Origin of the sequence: Rummeliibacillus pycnus (assembly GCF_050459865.1) — a bacterium.
GTDB lineage: Bacteria > Bacillota > Bacilli > Bacillales_A > Planococcaceae > Rummeliibacillus > Rummeliibacillus pycnus_B.
On the sequence record NZ_JBCMNM010000022.1, the window covers coordinates 1 to 20,421 of the forward strand.

At 34.8% G+C, this 20,421-nt stretch carries 19 protein-coding genes; 14 read left to right on the plus strand and 5 right to left on the minus strand.

Annotated elements, in window-relative coordinates; translation table 11 throughout:
• Nucleotides 1-58: 58 nt before the first annotated feature.
• Nucleotides 59-436, minus strand: coding sequence for a VOC family protein (locus ABE048_RS05820; RefSeq protein ID WP_430309819.1), 378 nt, complete (start codon nucleotides 434-436; stop codon nucleotides 59-61).
• A 104-nt stretch (nucleotides 437-540) separates the two neighbouring features.
• Between ABE048_RS05820 and ABE048_RS05825 the strand changes: the two genes are divergently transcribed.
• The gene (locus tag ABE048_RS05825; protein ID WP_430309820.1) at nucleotides 541-1,617 is read left to right on the plus strand and encodes a hypothetical protein; all 1,077 of its coding nucleotides are present in this window, start codon (nucleotides 541-543) and stop codon (nucleotides 1,615-1,617) included.
• 146 nt (nucleotides 1,618-1,763) lie between these two features.
• On the opposite strand, the gene ABE048_RS05830 is transcribed toward ABE048_RS05825, so the two are convergent.
• Together ABE048_RS05830 and ABE048_RS05835 are read right to left on the minus strand one after the other, a co-directional pair.
• Nucleotides 1,764-2,132, minus strand: a complete 369-nt coding sequence (locus ABE048_RS05830; RefSeq protein ID WP_430309821.1) for a hypothetical protein — start codon at nucleotides 2,130-2,132, stop codon at nucleotides 1,764-1,766.
• A gap of 667 nt (nucleotides 2,133-2,799) precedes the next feature.
• On the minus strand, nucleotides 2,800-3,225 hold the full coding sequence (locus ABE048_RS05835; protein ID WP_430309822.1) for a hypothetical protein: 426 nt from the start codon (nucleotides 3,223-3,225) through the stop codon (nucleotides 2,800-2,802).
• Nucleotides 3,226-3,496: 271 nt separating this feature from the next.
• Here ABE048_RS05835 and ABE048_RS05840 point away from each other — a divergent pair, with 271 nt between their 5' ends.
• Nucleotides 3,497-4,837, plus strand: coding sequence for an arsenic transporter (locus tag ABE048_RS05840; protein WP_430309823.1), 1,341 nt, complete (start codon nucleotides 3,497-3,499; stop codon nucleotides 4,835-4,837).
• A 517-nt stretch (nucleotides 4,838-5,354) separates the two neighbouring features.
• Here ABE048_RS05840 and ABE048_RS05845 read toward each other — a convergent pair.
• Nucleotides 5,355-5,660, minus strand: coding sequence for a MerR family transcriptional regulator (locus tag ABE048_RS05845; protein WP_430309930.1), 306 nt, complete (start codon nucleotides 5,658-5,660; stop codon nucleotides 5,355-5,357).
• A 271-nt stretch (nucleotides 5,661-5,931) separates the two neighbouring features.
• Here ABE048_RS05845 and ABE048_RS05850 point away from each other — a divergent pair, with 271 nt between their 5' ends.
• The 10 genes from ABE048_RS05850 (at nucleotide 5,932) to ABE048_RS05895 (ending at nucleotide 15,882) form a co-directional block, all read left to right on the plus strand.
• Nucleotides 5,932-7,134: a branched-chain amino acid ABC transporter substrate-binding protein gene (locus tag ABE048_RS05850; protein ID WP_430309825.1), complete on the plus strand. Its 1,203-nt coding sequence runs from the start codon at nucleotides 5,932-5,934 to the stop codon at nucleotides 7,132-7,134.
• Between the two features lie 79 nt (nucleotides 7,135-7,213).
• A complete protein-coding gene (locus ABE048_RS05855; protein ID WP_430309827.1) occupies nucleotides 7,214-8,200 on the plus strand; it encodes a branched-chain amino acid ABC transporter permease in 987 nt (328 codons plus the stop codon).
• Between the two features lie 9 nt (nucleotides 8,201-8,209).
• Nucleotides 8,210-9,538 (plus strand): branched-chain amino acid ABC transporter permease, encoded by a 1,329-nt coding sequence (locus tag ABE048_RS05860; RefSeq protein ID WP_430309829.1) that lies wholly within the window; start codon nucleotides 8,210-8,212, stop codon nucleotides 9,536-9,538.
• 11 nt (nucleotides 9,539-9,549) lie between these two features.
• The gene (locus ABE048_RS05865) at nucleotides 9,550-10,320 is read left to right on the plus strand and encodes an ABC transporter ATP-binding protein (protein ID WP_430309830.1); all 771 of its coding nucleotides are present in this window, start codon (nucleotides 9,550-9,552) and stop codon (nucleotides 10,318-10,320) included.
• A 21-nt stretch (nucleotides 10,321-10,341) separates the two neighbouring features.
• A complete protein-coding gene (locus tag ABE048_RS05870; protein WP_430309831.1) occupies nucleotides 10,342-11,049 on the plus strand; it encodes an ABC transporter ATP-binding protein in 708 nt (235 codons plus the stop codon).
• Nucleotides 11,050-11,719: 670 nt separating this feature from the next.
• On the plus strand, nucleotides 11,720-13,108 hold the full coding sequence (locus tag ABE048_RS05875) for an amino acid permease (protein WP_430309833.1): 1,389 nt from the start codon (nucleotides 11,720-11,722) through the stop codon (nucleotides 13,106-13,108).
• Between the two features lie 102 nt (nucleotides 13,109-13,210).
• Entirely contained in the window at nucleotides 13,211-13,975 is a 765-nt protein-coding gene (gene pgeF / locus ABE048_RS05880) for a peptidoglycan editing factor PgeF (RefSeq protein ID WP_430309835.1), read from the plus strand.
• A 239-nt stretch (nucleotides 13,976-14,214) separates the two neighbouring features.
• Nucleotides 14,215-14,538, plus strand: coding sequence for a PadR family transcriptional regulator (locus tag ABE048_RS05885; RefSeq protein WP_430309837.1), 324 nt, complete (start codon nucleotides 14,215-14,217; stop codon nucleotides 14,536-14,538).
• Complete coding sequence (locus ABE048_RS05890) at nucleotides 14,531-15,082, plus strand: HAAS signaling domain-containing protein (RefSeq protein ID WP_430309838.1); 552 nt, start codon at nucleotides 14,531-14,533, stop codon at nucleotides 15,080-15,082. The genes ABE048_RS05885 and ABE048_RS05890 overlap by 8 nt, the downstream gene beginning before the upstream one ends.
• A complete protein-coding gene (locus ABE048_RS05895) occupies nucleotides 15,079-15,882 on the plus strand; it encodes a DUF4097 family beta strand repeat-containing protein (RefSeq protein ID WP_430309840.1) in 804 nt (267 codons plus the stop codon). Before ABE048_RS05890 ends, ABE048_RS05895 begins: the two co-directional genes overlap by 4 nt.
• A 119-nt stretch (nucleotides 15,883-16,001) precedes the next feature.
• Here ABE048_RS05895 and ABE048_RS05900 read toward each other — a convergent pair whose 3' ends face one another.
• Complete coding sequence (locus tag ABE048_RS05900; protein WP_430309842.1) at nucleotides 16,002-16,574, minus strand: GNAT family N-acetyltransferase; 573 nt, start codon at nucleotides 16,572-16,574, stop codon at nucleotides 16,002-16,004.
• Between the two features lie 309 nt (nucleotides 16,575-16,883).
• Here ABE048_RS05900 and ABE048_RS05905 point away from each other — a divergent pair, with 309 nt between their 5' ends.
• Nucleotides 16,884-18,110 (plus strand): ATP-grasp domain-containing protein, encoded by a 1,227-nt coding sequence (locus ABE048_RS05905; RefSeq protein WP_430309843.1) that lies wholly within the window; start codon nucleotides 16,884-16,886, stop codon nucleotides 18,108-18,110.
• A 14-nt stretch (nucleotides 18,111-18,124) separates the two neighbouring features.
• Nucleotides 18,125-20,170, plus strand: a complete 2,046-nt coding sequence (locus ABE048_RS05910) for a hypothetical protein (RefSeq protein WP_430309845.1) — start codon at nucleotides 18,125-18,127, stop codon at nucleotides 20,168-20,170.
• The last annotated feature ends 251 nt before the right edge of the window (nucleotides 20,171-20,421 follow it).

The following is a 20,421-nucleotide window of genomic DNA, read 5'->3' on the forward strand; positions in this document are numbered from 1 at the left end:
AATTTCACATCAACAAAGATGGCTATACAAGATTTTTATGATAAATTTTCATCTATTTTTATTTTTTCTCTAGTACCGCAAAGTAATTATTTTCATCATCCGCAAAGTTGAACACTTTACCACTAGGGATCTCTACTAACTCCCCTACTGTAATTTCTTTTTCTTTAAATTCCTCATATAAACTTTCTACATCATCTGCAAAAAACATTAAAGAAGGTGTTCCTAAGTTCAAGTATGGCTCCATTTTCGCAACCAATTGCTTATCTTGCAAAACAAAACTTGTTTCCGCGTCTTTTGTTGGTGCAATCTCAATTATTCGGAATTCCCCTTCTTTCACTTCCGAACGAACCGTAAATCCTACTTTTTCTGTCCAAAAACTTTTTGCTGCATCCTGATTGTCTACGTAAATCATAACTTGTCCTAATTGCTGTATCATTTGTATATTCCTCCTGAATCTATTACGGTCGATGTTCAATGTACTTATATACCTTCTACCTTTTTCATATTAATTCCTGCTCAGCATAGATTTATATAAAAAAGGTGGGATTTCCTATTAATAATGATTTGCAATTTATTCGATACTTCTTACCTCCAACAGCCTCTATTTTAGAATTGCCACAAAAAGGCCCTGTCATTCAACATGTAGATGTTGATGGGGATTCCATAGAAGAATTAGTTATTGCGTATACCTATAGGGGTGATACTTTTCTTCTGATGCTCAAACAAATAAATTTTCAGTGGCAGCCAATTGTTCATATGAAAATAGACGAGCATACACTTGCAGAACTACATTCGGTAAAGCTTAATCATAGCAGCCAAAAGGCATTAGTAATTGAATGGAAAATGAAATATTTACCTTCCTATCTTGATTATTTAGTATGGACTCCTAATGGCTTTGAACGAGTTCCCGTAGACTCCCCTCAAATCGTCATTGCGAAAAGTTATGGAGATGTAACTGGGGATGGCACTATTGATACAGTCTATCTTACCGGTACTAAACAAGCAGATAGCCCTTATTGGCAGAATATTCATCTCGTGATTTTTCAGCCTTCCAAAAACACTTATGAAAAAATCCCTTTGAAAGAAAATGAAGATAGTGGCTATAACCCAACTATTTTCTTAGGTGATTTTACAGGCAATCATGTACAAGATATATTAATTACCATTGATACTGGTGGAAGCGGCGGCACAATTTATGCCTATATTTATTCTTATATTAACGGCAGAACGCATCTAATTTTTGATGGTGAAACATATCAGCAACAATCACATTACACTGTCAATTATGAAGATTTTTATAAAGTGGGTGTGATTAGCTCATCACCTAAAAAGCGGTACATTTTGGATATACGCTATAAAGGAAAGGAATACTTGTCCGAAATATACAACCCAGATGGTACATTAAAAGCGCCAATTACCGGATGGGTTGATCCATTAGGAGGCCTTTATCCTATCGATTTTGATCGTAATGGTACGTATGAACTTCTAGCATTTCAAAAAATTGCCGGTAGATATCACGCAGATGGCTTAGGATATGTACAAAATGTGCTGTTTTGGGATGGAAAGCAATTTGTAACGGAACGTCAAAATGTTTCTATTGAGGGTGGCGACTTCTAAGAAATATCGGATCTATATTAAAGGTTGAGGTAAGACTTCGAAAGCATCAATAAACCCGTTCCGGTAAAAAAACCATCTAGCTCAGATGAAGCTAGATGGTTTTTAAGATATTGTAAATGTTTGATTAAATTCTGCGATATTAACTTTTACTTTACATTTTTTAATGAAAATTGTTTCTCATATTGATGAAAATTGAGAGCAGCATCTAAGTAATTACCCGTTGCATCTTCTAACTCTAAACCTTGGTTAAATAGCCCTTTCCAAAGCGCCTCGTCTAATGCATAAGGAGTTTCATGTTGAAGGATATCTACAAAATTTTTAGATAATGCAACATGGTACATTTTTTCTCCATTTTGTACACACAATGCATATGTTCTCCAAGTTTCAACTGTAACTTTATAATCTATGTGCCACTCTTTCAACTGGCTTTCGATATCACTTGCTACACGTTTGAAAAACCTTCTTGTCGCAAAATTATTCGCCATTGTAGATCTAAAAAATGCATTTGTATTCATCTCAACCTCTCCTTTGCTTTCTATATCCTAGTTATCTTATAGGTATTATATTAAATTGTTCAGAAGATGTAAACTAATATCTTAAAAATTGTTTACAAAAGGAAAAAAGAAGATAATCCACCCTATAACGCCCTTTCATAATTTAGTATTCTTTTGCATAAAAATTTGGTACAGGGCATTCATTTTTACCCTACTGTGAAGTTTTCCAAAGAATGCATCTTAGAATTCTAAACTTGAAGGGGTATTTTTTGGGTCAAGCTATTATTCAAACTAAATAAAATGGAACAGGAGAGAAAAATTGCAGAAGATGCTGCCAAGGAACAAGCCATTAAGATTGATTCTGAGAAAAAGGCAAAAGCAAATGCTGAGGCAAAAAAGACCACAGCTTAGAAAGCCAGAAAAGAAACGGCAAAAAGAGGCTATAGGGCAGGAATCACTTATAACCAATTAGCCAGTATTTCAGATCAATATTTGAATAGCATTCCCAATGTAGACATCAACATTGGTCATTTTAAAAACCTGTAATGAATAACAACGAAAGATGTCTGTTCGATTTGGACGACTTCTTACGATAATTGTATTTGACTAGTACTAAAACAAAAGGACGTCTTAAAAGTATTTCCTACACTTTTAAGACGTCCTTTTTATGGTTGATTTTCCGTTTCATTTACCCCAAAAATTTACTTTCCATTTCATCAAGGAATGCTTTGGACAACAATTCAAAATCCTTAACAGTTAATTTAATTTCATCACCGATTTCAATTTTTAAAACCGATTTCTCCGGTTTATATTTAATTGATTTTTCCACTGTTAGCTTATTTTCATGTTCCATAATTGAATTACAAAGCATTCTTACTTCGTTTAATGGATTTCCATCTTTCTTTTCTATTGTTCTACTTCTATGGCAGAAGTAATGGTCTAGAGCTAAAACCATGTGATTGAAAAAATGCAATTCGAACACTTCAAATGCTGTGTTTAGTTGTTCATTATTTGACCCAGCTTCAACCAAGTTCTTATAGGCTGAAAGCTGTTGATTAATCTTTGATCGGCATTCATCAATATATTCTTTTGGATAAGTATTCATAGAAAGCATATATCATGTTCCTTCCAATTTAACATTTAGATTCAATAGTAATTTTACCATATTTTATAAATACTAACCTTTAACCATATCCTCTTATTCATATTGACCAGCAAATGAAATTTTTGAAATCTGGGTATAATGCCAAGCCGATATTTATTGAATTTACATATAAATACCGTAAGGAAAATCAGAGCATCTTGGAAGAGGTGAAACGTAATAATCATCAATAGCAACACATTACTAATACCAAAAATCAAGCCGGAAAGGAGGTCGGAATTATATGGGACCAACGGCTTGGATCACCATTATTACTTTTCTGGTTACACTCGTATTTATTCTTTGGAGACCTAAAGGTATTAATGAAGCTATACCTGCTTCTATTGGCGCAATTATTGTATTACTCAGTGGAAGCGTGTCACTTTCTGAACTCGGGATCATTTCAGAAACCATAAGTGGTGCAGCAATCACCATTATGGCAACAATCGTTATGGCAATAGTTTTAGAAAGTTTTGGCTTCTTTAACTGGGTTGCAGAAAAATTAGCAGAAAAAGCACAAGGATCAAGTATCCGCCTATTCTGGTATGTGAATCTTTTATGTTTTCTTATGACGCTCTTTTTTAATAACGACGGTAGTATTTTAATCACAACACCTATTTTAGTTATGTTATTAAACAATATGGGCTTAAAGAATAGTGAAAAAATTCCATATCTACTATCTGGAGGTTTAATCGCAACTGCCTCAAGTGCTCCAATCGGTGTAAGTAACATTGTAAATTTAATTGCTCTAAAAATTGTGAATATGAGTTTAATTTCACACACAGCAATGATGTTCGTTCCTGCAACACTGGGTTTAATCTTATTGGTTGTGCTTCTTTTCTTAAGATTTAAAAAGGATTTACCGAAAAGTGTCCCTACTAAAGTTACTGGATTATCACTTCCTAATTACCATCCCCTCAAGCACAGTTCTATGTATGCTTCAGGGAATGACCGTACAAAATTTATGCGTAACATCCTACTATTCGTCTTTGCAGTACGTCTTAGTCTATTTGCCGCTTCTTTTTTTGCCATTCCTGTTTCCGTTATGGCTGTTGTAGGTTCGCTCGTTCTTTTAGGTTGGAGATGGGCTTACCTAAAAATACCACCAAGTGACATGTTGAAAAAAACCCCATGGTATATCATCATTTTTGCGTTTAGTATGTATATCATCATATACGGACTTAACAACATCGGTTTAACTGAGTGGTTGATTGGATTTATGCGCCCAATGGTTACTGGAAGTTTACTTCATACAAGCGTGTTAATGGGGGTACTACTTACTATCCTCTCTAACATATTCAATAATCACCCAGCACTTATGGTTGGGACATTGACCTTAACGAATATGAACTTAGATCCACTCTCCTTAAAAGTTGCCTATTTGGCTAATGTTATTGGAAGTGACGTCGGCTCACTTTTACTTCCAATGGGTACACTAGCTACACTAATGTGGATGCACATTGTGAAGAAGGGAAATATAAAAATCACTTGGTGGAAATATATTAAAATTACCGTTGTTGTAATACCGCCTGCAGTACTATTTACACTTGTGATTTTATATTACTGGGTTACTTGGATTTTCTAATAATAAAACTAAACAAAACTATTATTACCAAAAAGGAATACCACTGAGGGAAATCGATGTTATGTAAAGCATTAAGAACTATACAATAATTGTTTCTGACTCAATCACTTCTAAAAAATTTTTTAGACCACGCAATTGAGTATTGTATTATTTGAGATATATCGACTTTTGATAGCATATGTATATTTTTATTTTTTGAAAATCCATAACAATCCCACAGTTATTAACCTTTCAAACTAACTTTTTAATATGGAAAATATTAGCCTTTTATAATAGATTCAAAGATGTTCTCTCATTTTCCTACCCAATTTCTACTTAAACGAAGCGGCGTGGAAAGTTTAAGTAGAAATCTCCGTCATAACAATACAGTAAAAAAATAGGGGAATGATATAATTAGTTCCTAAAAAAGAAAATACGTATATTCCACTTGAATATACGTTGAATAGACTTGTGTCTTTAATTGTCTATAAGTTTTACAATACTAATTCATACTTATCTTTTCGTATTCTAAAACTAATTATCTAGCTTCTGTATTAATAAGTAAATCGCAAACTTTCTCATTCTTTAAATCCTGTTCTCGACGCTTCAATTCTTTTCTTATTTCATTTGTCCAAATTCCATCTTCTAGCTGATTAGCTATATCTACTAGGATTTCAATATCTTGAAATGAATATTTCCTTATCCTCGATTTTGACCTTTCTGGGAATACGAGTTTTCTATCTTCATAATAGCGAATTTGCCTTTCTGAAAGTCCAGTTAATTCACTAACTATACCAATAGAAATTACTTTCTTCTCTTTATAAGAACTATCATTCCAACTAATAATTATCCCCCCTCTATATTTTTACAAAATTCTGATAACTTACTTTATGTTTACCTTCTAATAAAAACAACTATTTTTTCAATTTATTGTTATGATAATTTACTTTAAAAGTTAATTATTTTAACAGAATCTAATAAAATACTATTTTACATAAAAAACTATGTCATATTTCCTAACACACTTAATGTTTTTTTTAACGGTTAAAAATATACTAAAAATGAATCCAATCAAAATTAGTTACCGGATTTGATAAAACATTAGGGGGTTAAATATGAAATTCAAGAAAACTTTAGCTCTGCTTCTTTCTAGTGCATTATTTGTAGGCATCTTAGCTGGTTGCTCTTCCAATTCCTCCAAATCAAATGAGAATTCGTCATCAAACGGAAAAACAGTCATTAAAATTGCTACGCAAACACCATTATCAGGTGGGTCAGCTATTATTGGCGAAGCAATCAAGCTCGGTGCCCAGTTAAAGTTGGAACAGGAATCTGATAAATTTAAAGATTTAGGCTTCACTCTTCAACTTGAACCTTATGACGATCAAGCCGATCCGAAAAAAGGCGTTTCAAATGCTAATTTAATAGGTGCGGATAAACAAATTTATGGTGTTATCGGTCATTACAACTCAGGGGTTGCCATTCCATCCTCTGAAGTATATGAAAAGTATCATATTGCTATGGTATCTCCAGCGAATACAGCCGTTGACGTAACAGATCGAGGTTTAAAAACCGTTAACCGTATCGTAGGACGAGATGATTTCCAAGGACCTGCTGGAGCTGAGTATGCAGTTGAAACATTAAAGGCAAAGAAAATTTTTATCATTCAAGATAAAACTGCCTATGGATCTGGATTAGCGAAAGAATTTAAGGCTGCTGCAGAAAAACTTGGTGCACAAATCGTCGGATATGAAGGCATCACAGTTGGTGAAAAAGACTTCAACGGCGTTATTAACAAAGCTAAAACTACTAATCCAGATGTACTTTACTTCGGAGGAATATATGCAGAGGGCGGCTTAATTATTAAACAAGCCCGTGAAAAAGGGATTAATGTACCTATTATGGGTGGCGATGGGATGGACTCTTCAGGTTTAGTCGATATCGCTGGAGATAAAGTGGCTAATACGTATATTACTTCAGTTGCAGGTGATAGTACGACCACAGAATCCGGTAAAAAATTCATTGAAGAATACAAAGCAAAATTCAATAAACAACCAGAATCTTACTCTGTATATGGCTACGATGCTATGGGGGTATACCTTCAAGGACTTGAAAATGCAATTAAAGCGAACAATAATAAGCTACCTACTAAGGAAGCTGTAGCAGAAGCTGTTCGTTCGATTAAAGACTTTAAAGGTGCTTTGACTAACGTATCGTTTGATGATAAAGGGGATAACGCAAATGCAAAAATTTATCTATATAAATTTGATAAAGCTAGTTATCCAGCAGTACTAGAGGCAGAAATCAATAAAAAATAGTGATCTATAAAAGGGTGTTGAGATGTTTCTACGTTTCAACACTCTTACTTGTAAATGAGATAAAGTTAGGGGGATTTGCATGCTTCATGAAATGATACAAAGTTTACCTCAAGTTTTAATTGATGGACTTACATTAGGTACAGTTTATGCTGTTGTTGCGCTAGGGTACACGATGGTATATGGAATTTTACAATTAATTAATTTTGCTCATGGGGAAATTTTTATGACAGGTGCATTTATTGGTACAGCATTTCTCCTCATTTTCACTAATATTGGATGGATCTCATCAATTCCAGCAATTCTATTGCTTATTTTAGTATTATTGACAACCTCAATTTTAACTGGCTTTCTTGGAATGGGGATAGAAAGAGTCGCATACCGCCCTCTCCGTAATGCCCCAAGATTAATACCACTTATTACTGCCATCGGTATTTCCTTTGTTTTGCAAGACATTGTTCGCTTTATAGCTGAATTAACAAAAGGAAATTATATTGTTACAGGACCTTCACTATTTACAAAGCAAATAGAAATTCACACTTCTTCAATTTCAAGCATTTTCCACGATTCAAGCTTTAAATCTTCTTTTTTCATTGTTTTGATTACGGCGATTCTTTTGATGATTATACTTGATTATTTTGTTAATAAAACTAAATGGGGAACAGCAATGCGTGCCGTTGCTTTAGACAGAGAAACAGCCTCACTAATGTCTATTAACGTAAATAAAGTAATTTCGATTACTTTCTTCATCGGTTCAGCATTAGGTGGTGCAACAGGTGTATTATTTGCAGTTCAATATGGGACAATCGATCCGTACATCGGATTTATACTTGGTCTTAAAGCATTTACGGCTGCCGTTTTAGGTGGTATTGGTAATATCCGTGGTGCCATGATTGGAGGAATCCTTTTAGGTGTCATGGAGATGTTCGCTTCAGCAAACTTATCATTATTAACCGGCGGTGTATTTGGCGCCGAATATAAAGACGTTTTTGCCTTTGCAATTCTAATATTGGTTTTAATCTTTAAGCCAGAAGGTTTATTAGGTAAACCTGTGGCTGAGAAAGTGTAGGTGAAGATAATGAAAGAAAAATTATCATTATTTCGACTACAGAAATGGCCACAAATAATATTATTCACCGTATTTGTTGCTGTGACATCCACAGCACTCTATTTGTCTCAAAAATCCGTAATATCATTTTTACTATTACTCTCTTCCCTACTACTGCTTTACTATATGAATCTAAAAAACGTAACAAAATGGATTATGGGTTCTGTATTGTTATTTATCCTAATCCCACTCGCATCTAGCGGTGGACCAGCCTTTCAATCCTATATGGAAGTTGCTACAATGGTCGGAATATATGTCACCATGGCATTAGGTCTGAATATCGTTGTCGGTATGGCTGGACTACTCGACTTAGGATTTGTTGCATTTTTTGCCGTAGGGGCATATTCATATAGTATTTTCGCTACACCTCAAGCTGCAAACTTTATGCCATTTGGCCATTATCCTCTGGATGGCAATAGTTTTTGGATATTTTTAATTATAGGAGCTATTGCGGCGGCTATTGTCGGAGTTCTCATTGGTGTTCCGGTACTTAGGGTTAAAGGGGATTATTTAGCGATTGTCACATTAGGATTTGGTGAGATTATCCGAATTTTATTCAATAACGGGGATTCACCCGTCAATGTTACTGGCGGTGGAATGGGGATCGCATCTGTTACTCCCCCTAAAATTTTTGGGTATGAACTCGTTTTTCCTAATCAGTTTTACTTCGTTACATTAATCATATTATTATTCACACTTTTTGCAGTCCGACGATTGGAACAATCAAAAATCGGACGCTCCTGGAAGGCTATTCGTGAAAATGAAATTGCAGCCCAAGCAATGGGTATTCCTCTAGTGAAAACAAAGTTAATGGCTTTTGCTCTTGGTGCTTCTTTTTCTGGCATGATGGGCGTTGTGTTTGCAGCAAAACAAGCATTCATTGACCCGACAAGTTTTACTTTAATGGAATCATTTACGATTCTTGTAATGGTTGTACTTGGAGGGATGGGCAGCGTACCGGGGGTTATTCTAGGTGCTTCCGTTGTTACGATTTTGAATTTGCAAGTTTTAACAGAGCTCACAAACTGGGTAAACCAACTTAATCTTAGTGGGGTTGTCTCGATCCCAGATGCATTGTCTCCCGCTAAAATGCAAAAGTTCATTTTTGGAGCATTGCTAATTACTTTCGCTTTATATAGACCTTCTGGCTTAATCCCTGCAAAGAATAAAGTGTTTGATAAAAGTAAATTAGCAGCTAATGGCGAATCTCCAAATGACTTTGGAAATACTGATCAAGATGGCAGTATTGGGGGTTCAACAGATTCTGTATCAACTGATCAGAAAAAGATTTTCTCGTAGGAGGAATGCATATGCCAATATTAGAGGTTACTAAAATCACAAAACAATTTGGCGGTTTAACAGCCAATCATAATATTTCGATGCATGTGGATGAAGGGTCAATTACTGCTGTTATCGGGCCAAATGGAGCTGGCAAAACGACATTTTTCAATATGATAACAGGGGTTTATCAGCCTACTTCAGGTGATATTAAATTAAATGGTGAATCATTACTAAAACTTAAACCTGATGAAGTTGCCAAAAAAGGGGTATCTCGAACATTCCAAAATATACGGTTATTTGGTGAAATGTCAGTCATTGAAAATGTTCTAATAGGTATGCATACACATCTAAAAACAAATCTATTTGGTATCTTTCTAAATTTACCTGCCACTAAAAAAGAAGAAATAGAGGCTGAAAAAGAAGCCTACCGTTTGCTAAAATACTTTGGACTCGAATCTCTATTAAATGAAAAAGCATGCAACCTAAGTTATGGTGCACAAAGAAAATTAGAAATTGCCCGTGCACTTGCAACAAAGCCTAAATTAATTTTGTTAGACGAGCCTGCAGCTGGTATGAACCCTAAAGAAACAAAAGAATTAACAGAAATCATTAAACGTATGGGTGAAGAATTTAATGTATCAATTTTGTTAATCGAGCATGATATGAAACTAGTAATGGAGATCTCTGAACATATTATTGTACTAGATCATGGAGAAAAAATTGCAGAGGGAAATCCAAAGGCGATTCGAACAAACCCAAAGGTAATCGAGGCTTATTTAGGATCAGCTGCTATTCATTAGATATAAAGGGAGTGAGTTAGATTGCCTATTTTAGAAGTTAACAACATCAACACATACTATGGTGGAATCCAAGCTTTAAAAGGAATCAGTATCGATGTAACTCAAGGCGAAATCGTTACATTAATCGGTAGTAATGGTGCTGGAAAATCAACAACTTTAAAGTCTATTAGCGGTTTAGCAAAAGTGAAATCTGGGTCAATCAAGTTTAAAAAGCAGGATATCACAAACAAACCCCCTCATGAAACGACGTTATTAGGAGTCGCACATGTACCAGAAGGAAGAAGAATATTTTCAAATTTAACAGTAAAAGAGAATCTATTGATGGGCGCCTTTTCGGTAAAGAAAAAGAATATTATAGAAGAAAGAATGGAAATGGCATTCAACTACTTCCCCATTTTAAAGGAAAGACTTGATCAAAAAGGTGGGACAATGAGTGGTGGTGAACAACAAATGCTCGCCATTGGCCGAGCGTTAATGATGAAACCCGAATTATTAATGTTAGATGAACCATCAATGGGATTAGCTCCAATTATTGTAGAGAAAATATTTGAAATCATTAACCAATTAAATCAAGATGGAATGACGATTCTATTAGTCGAACAAAATGCCTATCAAGCTTTAAGTATCGCAAATAGAGGCTATGTTATTCAAAATGGCGAAATTGTCTTAAGTGGCAAAGGCTATGATTTAATTGAAAACGAAGAGATACGAGAGGCATATTTAGCCTAAAATATACTTATTAAGAAGGTAAACTGTAGATGAGCCTAAAATAGGTTTATCTACAGTTTTCTTTCTTTTAAATAGAGTTTATCTAAATCGCATATAACAATAGAACATAATAAGCTTTAAAGCTCCAACGCGAAAAAGTCTATTATTGTGCAATTAATCAATGCAAATATTAATAGTATTAATCGTGATGTGGAATTAACTTCGATTTCCGCGGACGAGCGTTGAGCCTCCTCGGGGCAAACGGATGTTGGACACGGAGTCGTTGCCACAAGACGTGGCGCTCTTAGACTCCGTACCCTATTCGTTCACTGCGGGGTCTCACCTGTCTCGCTTTCCCGCAGAAGTCTTCGCTAATCCCACATCAACAAAGATAGCTATTCAAGATTATTATTATAAATTTCCCCATCCATTTTTACTTTTAAGCACCTTCACTAAGTTCCTCCTGGGCTTTCAGCTCAAGTTCTCCCGTAGGACTCACCGTCTTGCTCCACAATGAAAAAATTGGATATCATTAAATATTTGTATATTTATATTGAATTTTCGTTATGTAATCGATGCCATTCGCTTCATTCATTCGACATAAAATATGGAAATTCGGCAAATCTGTTTGACTTTGATAATATAAATGTTTAGAATTTTTATATAATTAAAACAGAATCGAGTGTTTCGAATGAAAAATTCAATTTTCCGCAAAAAGTCAGTTGATGAACTTTTACATCAACACGGAAAAGTTCAGCTAAATAAAACCCTTGGCGCATTTGATTTAATGTTACTAGGTGTCGGTGCCATTGTTGGTACGGGGATATTTATCTTACCAGGTACTGTCGCTGCTGAGCATGCAGGTCCAGGGATTATTTTCTCCTTTATCATCGCTGCCATTGTTTGTGCATTTGCTGCCATGTGTTACTCTGAATTTTCTTCATCCATACCCGTAACAGGTAGCGCATACACATATAGTTATGTAGTATTTGGAGAGTTGGTTGCTTGGATTGTCGGTTGGTCATTAATATTAGAATATTGTTTAGCTGTTGCTGCAGTCGCAACAGGTTGGTCAGCCTATTTAAATTCTTTATTAGCTGGTTTTAATATTCATATTCCCAAAGCATTATCAGGTGCATTTGATCCCGCAAATGGAACGTATGTTAATTTACCTGCCATTTTAATCATTATTATAATGGCATTCCTTTTATCCTTTGGCGTTAAAGAATCAACAAAACTTAACACGATTATGGTCGGTTTAAAAGTTGCGGTTATTCTTCTATTCATCATTGTTGGTGTATTTTATGTAGAACCTGCGAACTGGAAACCTTTCATGCCTTTCGGTACAAGTGGTATATTATCTGGAGCTGCTCTTGTATTCTTTGCCTATCTTGGTTTTGATGCAGTGTCATCAGCTGCTGAAGAAGTGAAAAATCCTCAACGTAATATGCCAATCGGGATCATCGGTTCATTACTCATTTGCACTATTTTATATGTAACGGTCTCACTTGTTTTAACTGGAATGGTTCCTTACACAGAATTAAATGTAAGTAACCCAGTAAGTTTCGCTATGCAACTAGTACATCAAGATTGGGTGTCAGATATCATTTCTCTAGGTGCAGTAATTGGGATGATGACAGTAATACTAGTAATGCTATATGGTAGTACTCGTCTTATTTTTGCATTTAGTCGTGACGGCTTACTTCCAAAAGTAATGTCTGAAGTAAACTCAAAAAATCAAACGCCTATTAAAAACACCTGGATTACAGCAATCCTAATCGCTATTTGTGCGGGTTTTGTACCTTTAGACAAGCTAACTGAACTTGTCAATATGGGTACTTTATTAGCCTTTACTGTTGTATCAATCGGCATAATCCAATTACGTAAGAATAAGGATATTCCAACTGGTGGATTCAAAGTTCCATTCTTCCCAGTCATCCCAATTATCTCATTTGTTCTATGTATTTACTTAATGAGCCAATTGTCTCTACATACCATTATTTTCTGTGGTATTTGGATGATTATAGGATTAATTATTTACTTCATTTATGGTAAAAAACATAGCCTATTAAACAAATAAATCGGAGCTCATATAGCGTAATGCTATATGGGCTTTTTTATGGGAATACCGAATGCCTATACATCTTCTGTCCATTAAGATATATTAAAATTAGGTGATGATATGAAAACAAACATTTACTTAAATAATGAAAAGTTCATTGCAGGTATTACTCTAAGGGATGAAATCGAACGTGAACAAGGAAACATGGCACTACATACTTGTGCAAACCCCGATGATGTATTGGAAAATCGTAAAAGATTAGCCAGTTCCCTCGGTTGTGGACTAGATCATTTTGTTTGCGCCAATCAAACTCATAGCGCAAATGTCTATAAGGTAACGTTTGCTGATAAAGGCAGAGGTGCTGAGAGTAAAGACACTGCTATTCCGAATACAGATGCCCTGTACACTTTTGAGCCAAATTTATTATTATGCTCTTTTACAGCCGACTGTGTACCCGTCACTTTTTATCATGAAGAGAATGGTCTCATTGGTGTGATTCATTCTGGATGGCAAGGGACTGTCAAAGAAATTTCTTTGAAAACATTTGAACATCTAAAACAAGTTGAGCATTGTAATCCGAGTGATTTGCATATTCATATTGGCACAGCTCTAAGTCAAGAGAAATTTGAAGTGGATGAAGATGTATATGAAAAGTTCAAAAACCTTGGTTACGCAGATGACTTTATGTATTACAATGATCAAACACATAAGTATCATATCGACAATCAGCAAACTGTAAAAAAACAATGCGAACTAGCAGGAATCCCATCTGACCATATTACGATAGATCCTACTTGCACATTTTTAAACCCAGAAGGATTTTCTTATCGCCAAGACAAACAAGTCGGAAGACATTTAAGTTTTATTATGAAAATGGGCAACTAACTACATGAAAATAAAATTGAAAGCATATCATTCATACATTGATATGCTTTTTTATTTTCTGTTTTTTAATTGCTCAAAACAAAAAATTGATTCAAGATAAAATTAAAAATAAGGAAAATTAGGTTTTAGTACCTTGCAATGTATAATACTGGATGTTATATTATAGCCAATAGCTATTATTCAAAGCATTGTACTATACAATGAACAGTAGTTAATTTATTGAATGAGGTGATTCAGTTGTGAATGTGCAATTTAAAAAAGGTGTATTAGAGCTTTGTGTACTCGTTCTTTTAGATAAGCAAGATCGTTATGGATATGAATTAGTACAAAAAATTTCTGACCAAATTGAGATTTCTGAGGGGTCCGTTTATCCTCTTTTAAGACGGTTAACGAAAGAAGAATACTTTACAACCTACTTACAAGAATCATCAGAGGGACCTTCTAGGAAGTACTACAGACTAACAGACAAAGGAAGAGAATATCTTCATGAGCTTATCAATGATTGGAAAAAATTCACAAAAGGTGTCAATCAATTAATAAAAGAAGGTGAGAATTTTGACTAAAGAACAATTTCTAAAAAATTTAAATTTAGCTTTAGAAGGACTATCATCAGTTGAACGCCAAGATATTTTAGAGGATTATGAAGAACATTTTGCAATCGGATTAGAAGAAGGAAAAACAGAAGAACAAATTGCTGCATCTCTAGGCACACCCCATAATATTGCCAAGGAGTTACTTGCAAATTATCACCTTGAAAAAGTTGAAGCAACCGCTACAACAGGGAATATTTTTCGTGCTGTTTGGGCTGCGATTGGATTGGGATTTTTTAATTTAGTCATAGTCCTTGGCCCATTTATAGGGTTATTAGGCGTGGTATTTGCTGGTTGGGTAACAGGGGTATCCTTTATCGCCTCACCTTTATTTGTCTTAGTGAATACTATAATTGGAACTTTTGAACTTTTTGACTTATTTGCATCCATTGGGCTTTGCGGACTTGGAATATTTATTATATTGGGCATGTTTTTTGTCACAAAATGGCTTACTAAGGGATTTATAATGTATTTGAAATTTAATATATCTCTTGTGAAAGGTGGTTTAAAAGCATGAGTAAGATTTTAAAAATCTCAATTATTGCACTCGTTCTTCTATTAATTGGTCTAGTTGGTGGCCTTCTAACTTTCCGCTCCAGCAATGATGTTGTTTCAGTTGCAAAAACAAAAGAAATTACTAATCCAGATATTAAGGCATTAGATGTTCATATTGAGAATGCCAGTGTAGAATTAATTCCTATAAAAGGCAATACAACTAAGGTTGAGCTAACTGGCAAGAGATCAAATTCCTCTGAACCAAAGCTATCAACTTCAGTTAACGACGACACACTTTCTATTGAATTAAGAGAGCGTGAATTTAAACTCTTTAGTTTCGAATTCTGGTCAACACCTCTATACTTAAAAGTATATGTTCCAGAAAAGTCTTATAAGGATATAAAAATAGATTGTGACAACGGGAAAATACAAGCATCCGATCTTGAAGTAGATGATTTATATACAAAGACAGCCAACGGACTAATTACTTTAGAAAATATAAGATCGACTAAGGCAAATGTGGTAACGAATAACGGAAAAATTATCCTTAATAATGTAGAAGGGGAGCTTTCTGGAAAAACAAATAATGGAAAAATTATTTTAAAAACAAAAGAATTAGATCGCCCTATGCAATTAGATTGTGACAATGGAAGTATTACCGTTCAAACAGAAACAGAACCTACCAATGTCACTTTTGATGTTCATGTTGATAATGGTAGTGTCAATATCCTTGATAAATATAAGGATTCCACTGTTATTGGTAAGGGGGAGAATTTAATTAAGCTTACTACTAATAACGGACTGATTAAAGTAACGAAGTAACTGGCTAGATCTATAATATTTATAATTAAAAAAGAGAAGCTAACCAATTGGTAAGTCAGCTTCTCTTTTAATTTCAATTGAAATTGCACAATTATTAATTCCAGTACAAATAACATCTATTAAACGATTATTTTAGAGGCTTCTAGACTTTCTCTTAGCCAGAGTACGTCTGATACGGGCTGAGGATCACGGCCATATATTTCTTTTCCCTGAAAGGCATGGACATCGGTATATATTTTTTTCATTCGGTCAAGCACCCATTGTTCTGTTACACATTCTGGTGACCAGCAATAAATATCCATAATATTTAACTCATTAGATACCATATGGATTCTCTCATACCCTATTGAGTCCATCTTTAGGAAGTCATTTCGATGATAGAATCGAACTCTTTTCTCTGAGTCTGGATCTTCAAAAGTAATAGGTTCAACTTCCAAAATAATGGCTTTCCCCTTCTTTTTGATTTCATTAAGAGCTGTACTTCCTACACCTTTTCCACGAGTGTTTCCTTTTACTAGCATATAGTCAATGAAAATATAATCGAGTTGTTCAAAATACACAATAATATAATCTGGATCGTCCATTATTTGATAGATTTCTTGTTTTTCTTGAAGAAGTTTTTCAAAATGCTCTTTTGATTTCATTTCTCTTTCCGGAAAATATTCCATCAACTTATTATACCAGTTACTCATCCCATACACTCCCTCAATTGAAATTAGATTTAACCCTTCCCCTAATTGCAAAAGTTACCATTATAAATATAATATTTTTAAAATTATATTTATTCTGTAAAATCTGAATTTTGCATTTTTCATTTTAACATCACTTCGTAACATTAGAAACACAAAGTCTCCTAAATATTGTTAACTTTTTATTTTAAAAATTACAGTAATGTAAATTATTAGATAAATTAAAAACAAACGTTCAAATTTAATTGAATTTTCAGTAAAATATAGATTGCGTATAGCACTTCAAATCTTTTAACAGACGGGGAGTATGACATGGATATGAGAGAGAATCATGAGAAAAAAACAGCATTACTAGGATGGAGCCTGCAAGCAATGGAAGCTATTGATAAAATGGGACGCCATTATGTTGTTGTTGGACCGCCTGAATTTCAGTCTTTCGCTGACACACATGGAATATCGTTTGTTCCTTGGCAATTTGATGATTCAATCGAAAAAGCAGAGGAACTCTATGAAAAATTAAAAGAACTTCATACGAAAATTACTGTTCCAATATATGAAAATACAGTGGAATGGGCTGGTATTCTGAATTCAAAAATTTGGGACAACCCAAAAATTTTCAACAAATCCTTGCTATTAAGAGACAAAGGCTTAATGAAACGCAGAGCACACTTAGCTGGCCTACGAGTAGGAGTCTTTGAGGAAGCTTATGACAAAGATGATATTCATCGATTCTTAAAACGTATCAATCAAGCATTAATTAAGCTTGATGGAGATATCAATGAACCTATCCATGTAAAGCCATTTGATAAAGCTGGTACTGTCGGTCACCGATTGATTCGAAAACCAGAAGAAATTGATCAAATTGACGATTCAGAATTCCCTCTACTTATGGAAAGTCACTTGGAAGGACAAGAATTTTCATGTGAAGCCTTTATCCATAACGGCGAAGTAAAATTTTTAAATATTACTGAGTATGTAAAACTTGGACACTCTAACTTTGTTCCAGCTTCTCCTTCACTTGAAAAATGGAGACCACAAATTAAAGAGGCCATTGAAAATCTTGTAAATGCATTTGAAATCGAATATGGAATGATCCACCCAGAGTTTTTCATTTCTCCTGATGGAATTGTGTATTTTGGTGAGGTAGCTGGACGTATTCCTGGTGGTCATATTTTTGAACATATTGAAAATGTATATGGCTTCAGCCCATATCAGGCTCAGATACTTTGCAGTGATCCGGAAACAACTGAAGAAGAGCTTGAATCCTTTTTCCCTAAGGAAGTGGTTTCATCAAAAGGATATTCAGGTAATCTTATGATTTATCCAAAAGTGAAAACTGTTGAAAGACTCGATATACCAAAAGAACTGAAAGAACATCCTTATTTTGTAAAACATAATATGTTCATTCCTGCTACATCCAAGGTAGCGGAGCGAGTAGGATTTGGTAACCATTACGGCGCTATTTTTTTCTTTGGAGAAGATAGCCAAGAAGTAAAATCCCTTCTAGAACAATATGAAAAACACAATTTTTACCTATAAGGAGTGATTCGAAGATGGCGACTGCAATTAAAGAGAAAAAGGTAAGTACTGCTACGAATACTAAAAAGGCAAGCACTGCAACTAGAAAAAAGCGATTGGATAAAAGAACCACCGTTTTGAAAAATAAATTTGAAACAGCACTAAAAACGCTAGAACAAGCTAAGCCATTTGCGAAAAGCCTGTATCAAACTGAAGTTTTTCAGTTAGCTGTTGAGCTTGCTTCTACTAAAGAAGGAATGCCAGTTATTTATAATAATGCTCATTTATTTGATCAAGCTGGCGTATTCCTTGGAGGACAATGGGAAGATGTCACTAAAATGCAACCTCCATTCGTAGGTGGATCATTAAGACTTAGAGGAATCAATTCCATTATTGAATTGTTGAGTGAAATGAGAATGCTCGCTATTGCGAAAGGAACATATCTACATGAGGGCTTGACGAAGGAAGAAGCAAGTACATTTCTAAATGCGGTCCTAGCCCTGAATCTCGATCTTTTATCCCCAACTAAAATGGAAGAAGAAAGAATCTCTTTAGAAGATCACATGACTCGAGCCCAAAACTTATTCAATTATCTTGGCCAAGAACTTTCTTTTAATGCCATCGCTAATAAAATGGTTCAAGAGATTGATAGACTGATAGTGCAACGCCCTATTATGACCGGTAGAATTTTAGAAATGATTCAAATGTCTCACCGCTTAATATTTAGTAATATCGAAGAAAAAACAGCAAAAGCCCTTGAAAAGTACTTACATGCTACTTCTGCTCCAACTCCATTAGGCAAGGATATATCTGATCAAAGGGAGTACAGACTGAGATTAGAGTATGCCAAAGAGGAAGAACTCGTAACTGAGGCTAGGATATTTGCACAGTTCATGAATGAAACGGGCCTTGTTTCACCCTTACATGCTGTTTTTCTTCGATTCCTTAATCGGAAGGATCACGATGCTATTCCTGCAGCACTGGATTTATCGGAAACGGGCATTTCAAGCTTTAATGCTAATAAAGAATTAATTCATGATATTATCCAGATTTCCATTTATCCCGAAACCAGACAATCCATATATGGACTTGCAAAAATGCTTGATCGTGGAGTACTGATGAATGAGCCCCTGATTCCTGCTTTTCGCCGGTTATTCGAACTCCCCCTTCATGCTCAAGTACGTAATGCACTTTCAAAATTTGCGAATGAGCAAAGTGGAATGAGCGTAAATGGAATTCTCGTTGCAGGGGTGATAAGTGTCCTTGGGCAACCTCTAGGTATTGGACAAGGCCTGAATCCAATTTGCCAATCAGCTAGAGCCATATCCCTGTGGGCACAGTTTGATACTGTTCGATTGTTAGAATATATTACTCGTGCAGCAAGAGATAATGATATTGAAATGGCTTTTGAAGGTGAGACGATTCACTCCAGTCTACTGGATATAGGAGTTGCAAGTGAAATCCAAGAAGACTTAGATTTGGTATCTATTTTACTTGTCCCTCATCTTGATAAAATTTATAACGAAATGATGAAGCGAACTCTTCTTCGTGGAGAAGACGGTCATAAATGGATAAATCCTGAATTCTATGGCGAATGGATTTCGAGAGGTTTTATTAATGTGATTGATCAGTTTTCACTGAAAGTCACAAATTATTCAGCTTTTGTAAAGCTCTTCTATGCCACACATCATCCTGATTTTAATGAAGGTAACGAGTTAATCTATCCAAATCCAGTCGGTATTTTGATTACAAATGTGCACGCAGAATTACTTGGTCTTCATGCCGTTTCTATTCAAAGAATTCAAAAAGACCAACATGGTGATTATCGAATTTACTTTTACAATCCAAATAACGACAGCACACAAAATTGGGGTCAAGGTATTAAGGCTAGTGTTTCAGGATTTGGTGAAAATGCGGGAGAATCTTCCCTACCGTTTCATGAATTTGTTTCGAGAATGTATGCGTACCATTATAATCCATATGAACAAGGCGATACCTATATGGTGGAAGACAACCTAGTCGAAAAAGTGAAAGTATTGGCCAAGAACAGCTGGGGAAAAAATTATATTTGGGTATCATAAAATAGCTCCACTATCAGTTCATTTTAATAAACAAAAATTCAAAAAGACCCGAAATTTTTCGTGGTCTTTTTTGATGAATTGAGGATACAATTATTTAAAAAGTTATTTATTTTATGGTACATTAATCAGAACTTTAAATAATCTAAAAATAAAACCCTCTATTATTTCGACTTATCCCCTTCTATTCAAATGATATTGAAGAGGGGGCCACCACCGCTTTTCCTAAAAGATTATTTTTATCGAATAGTAAC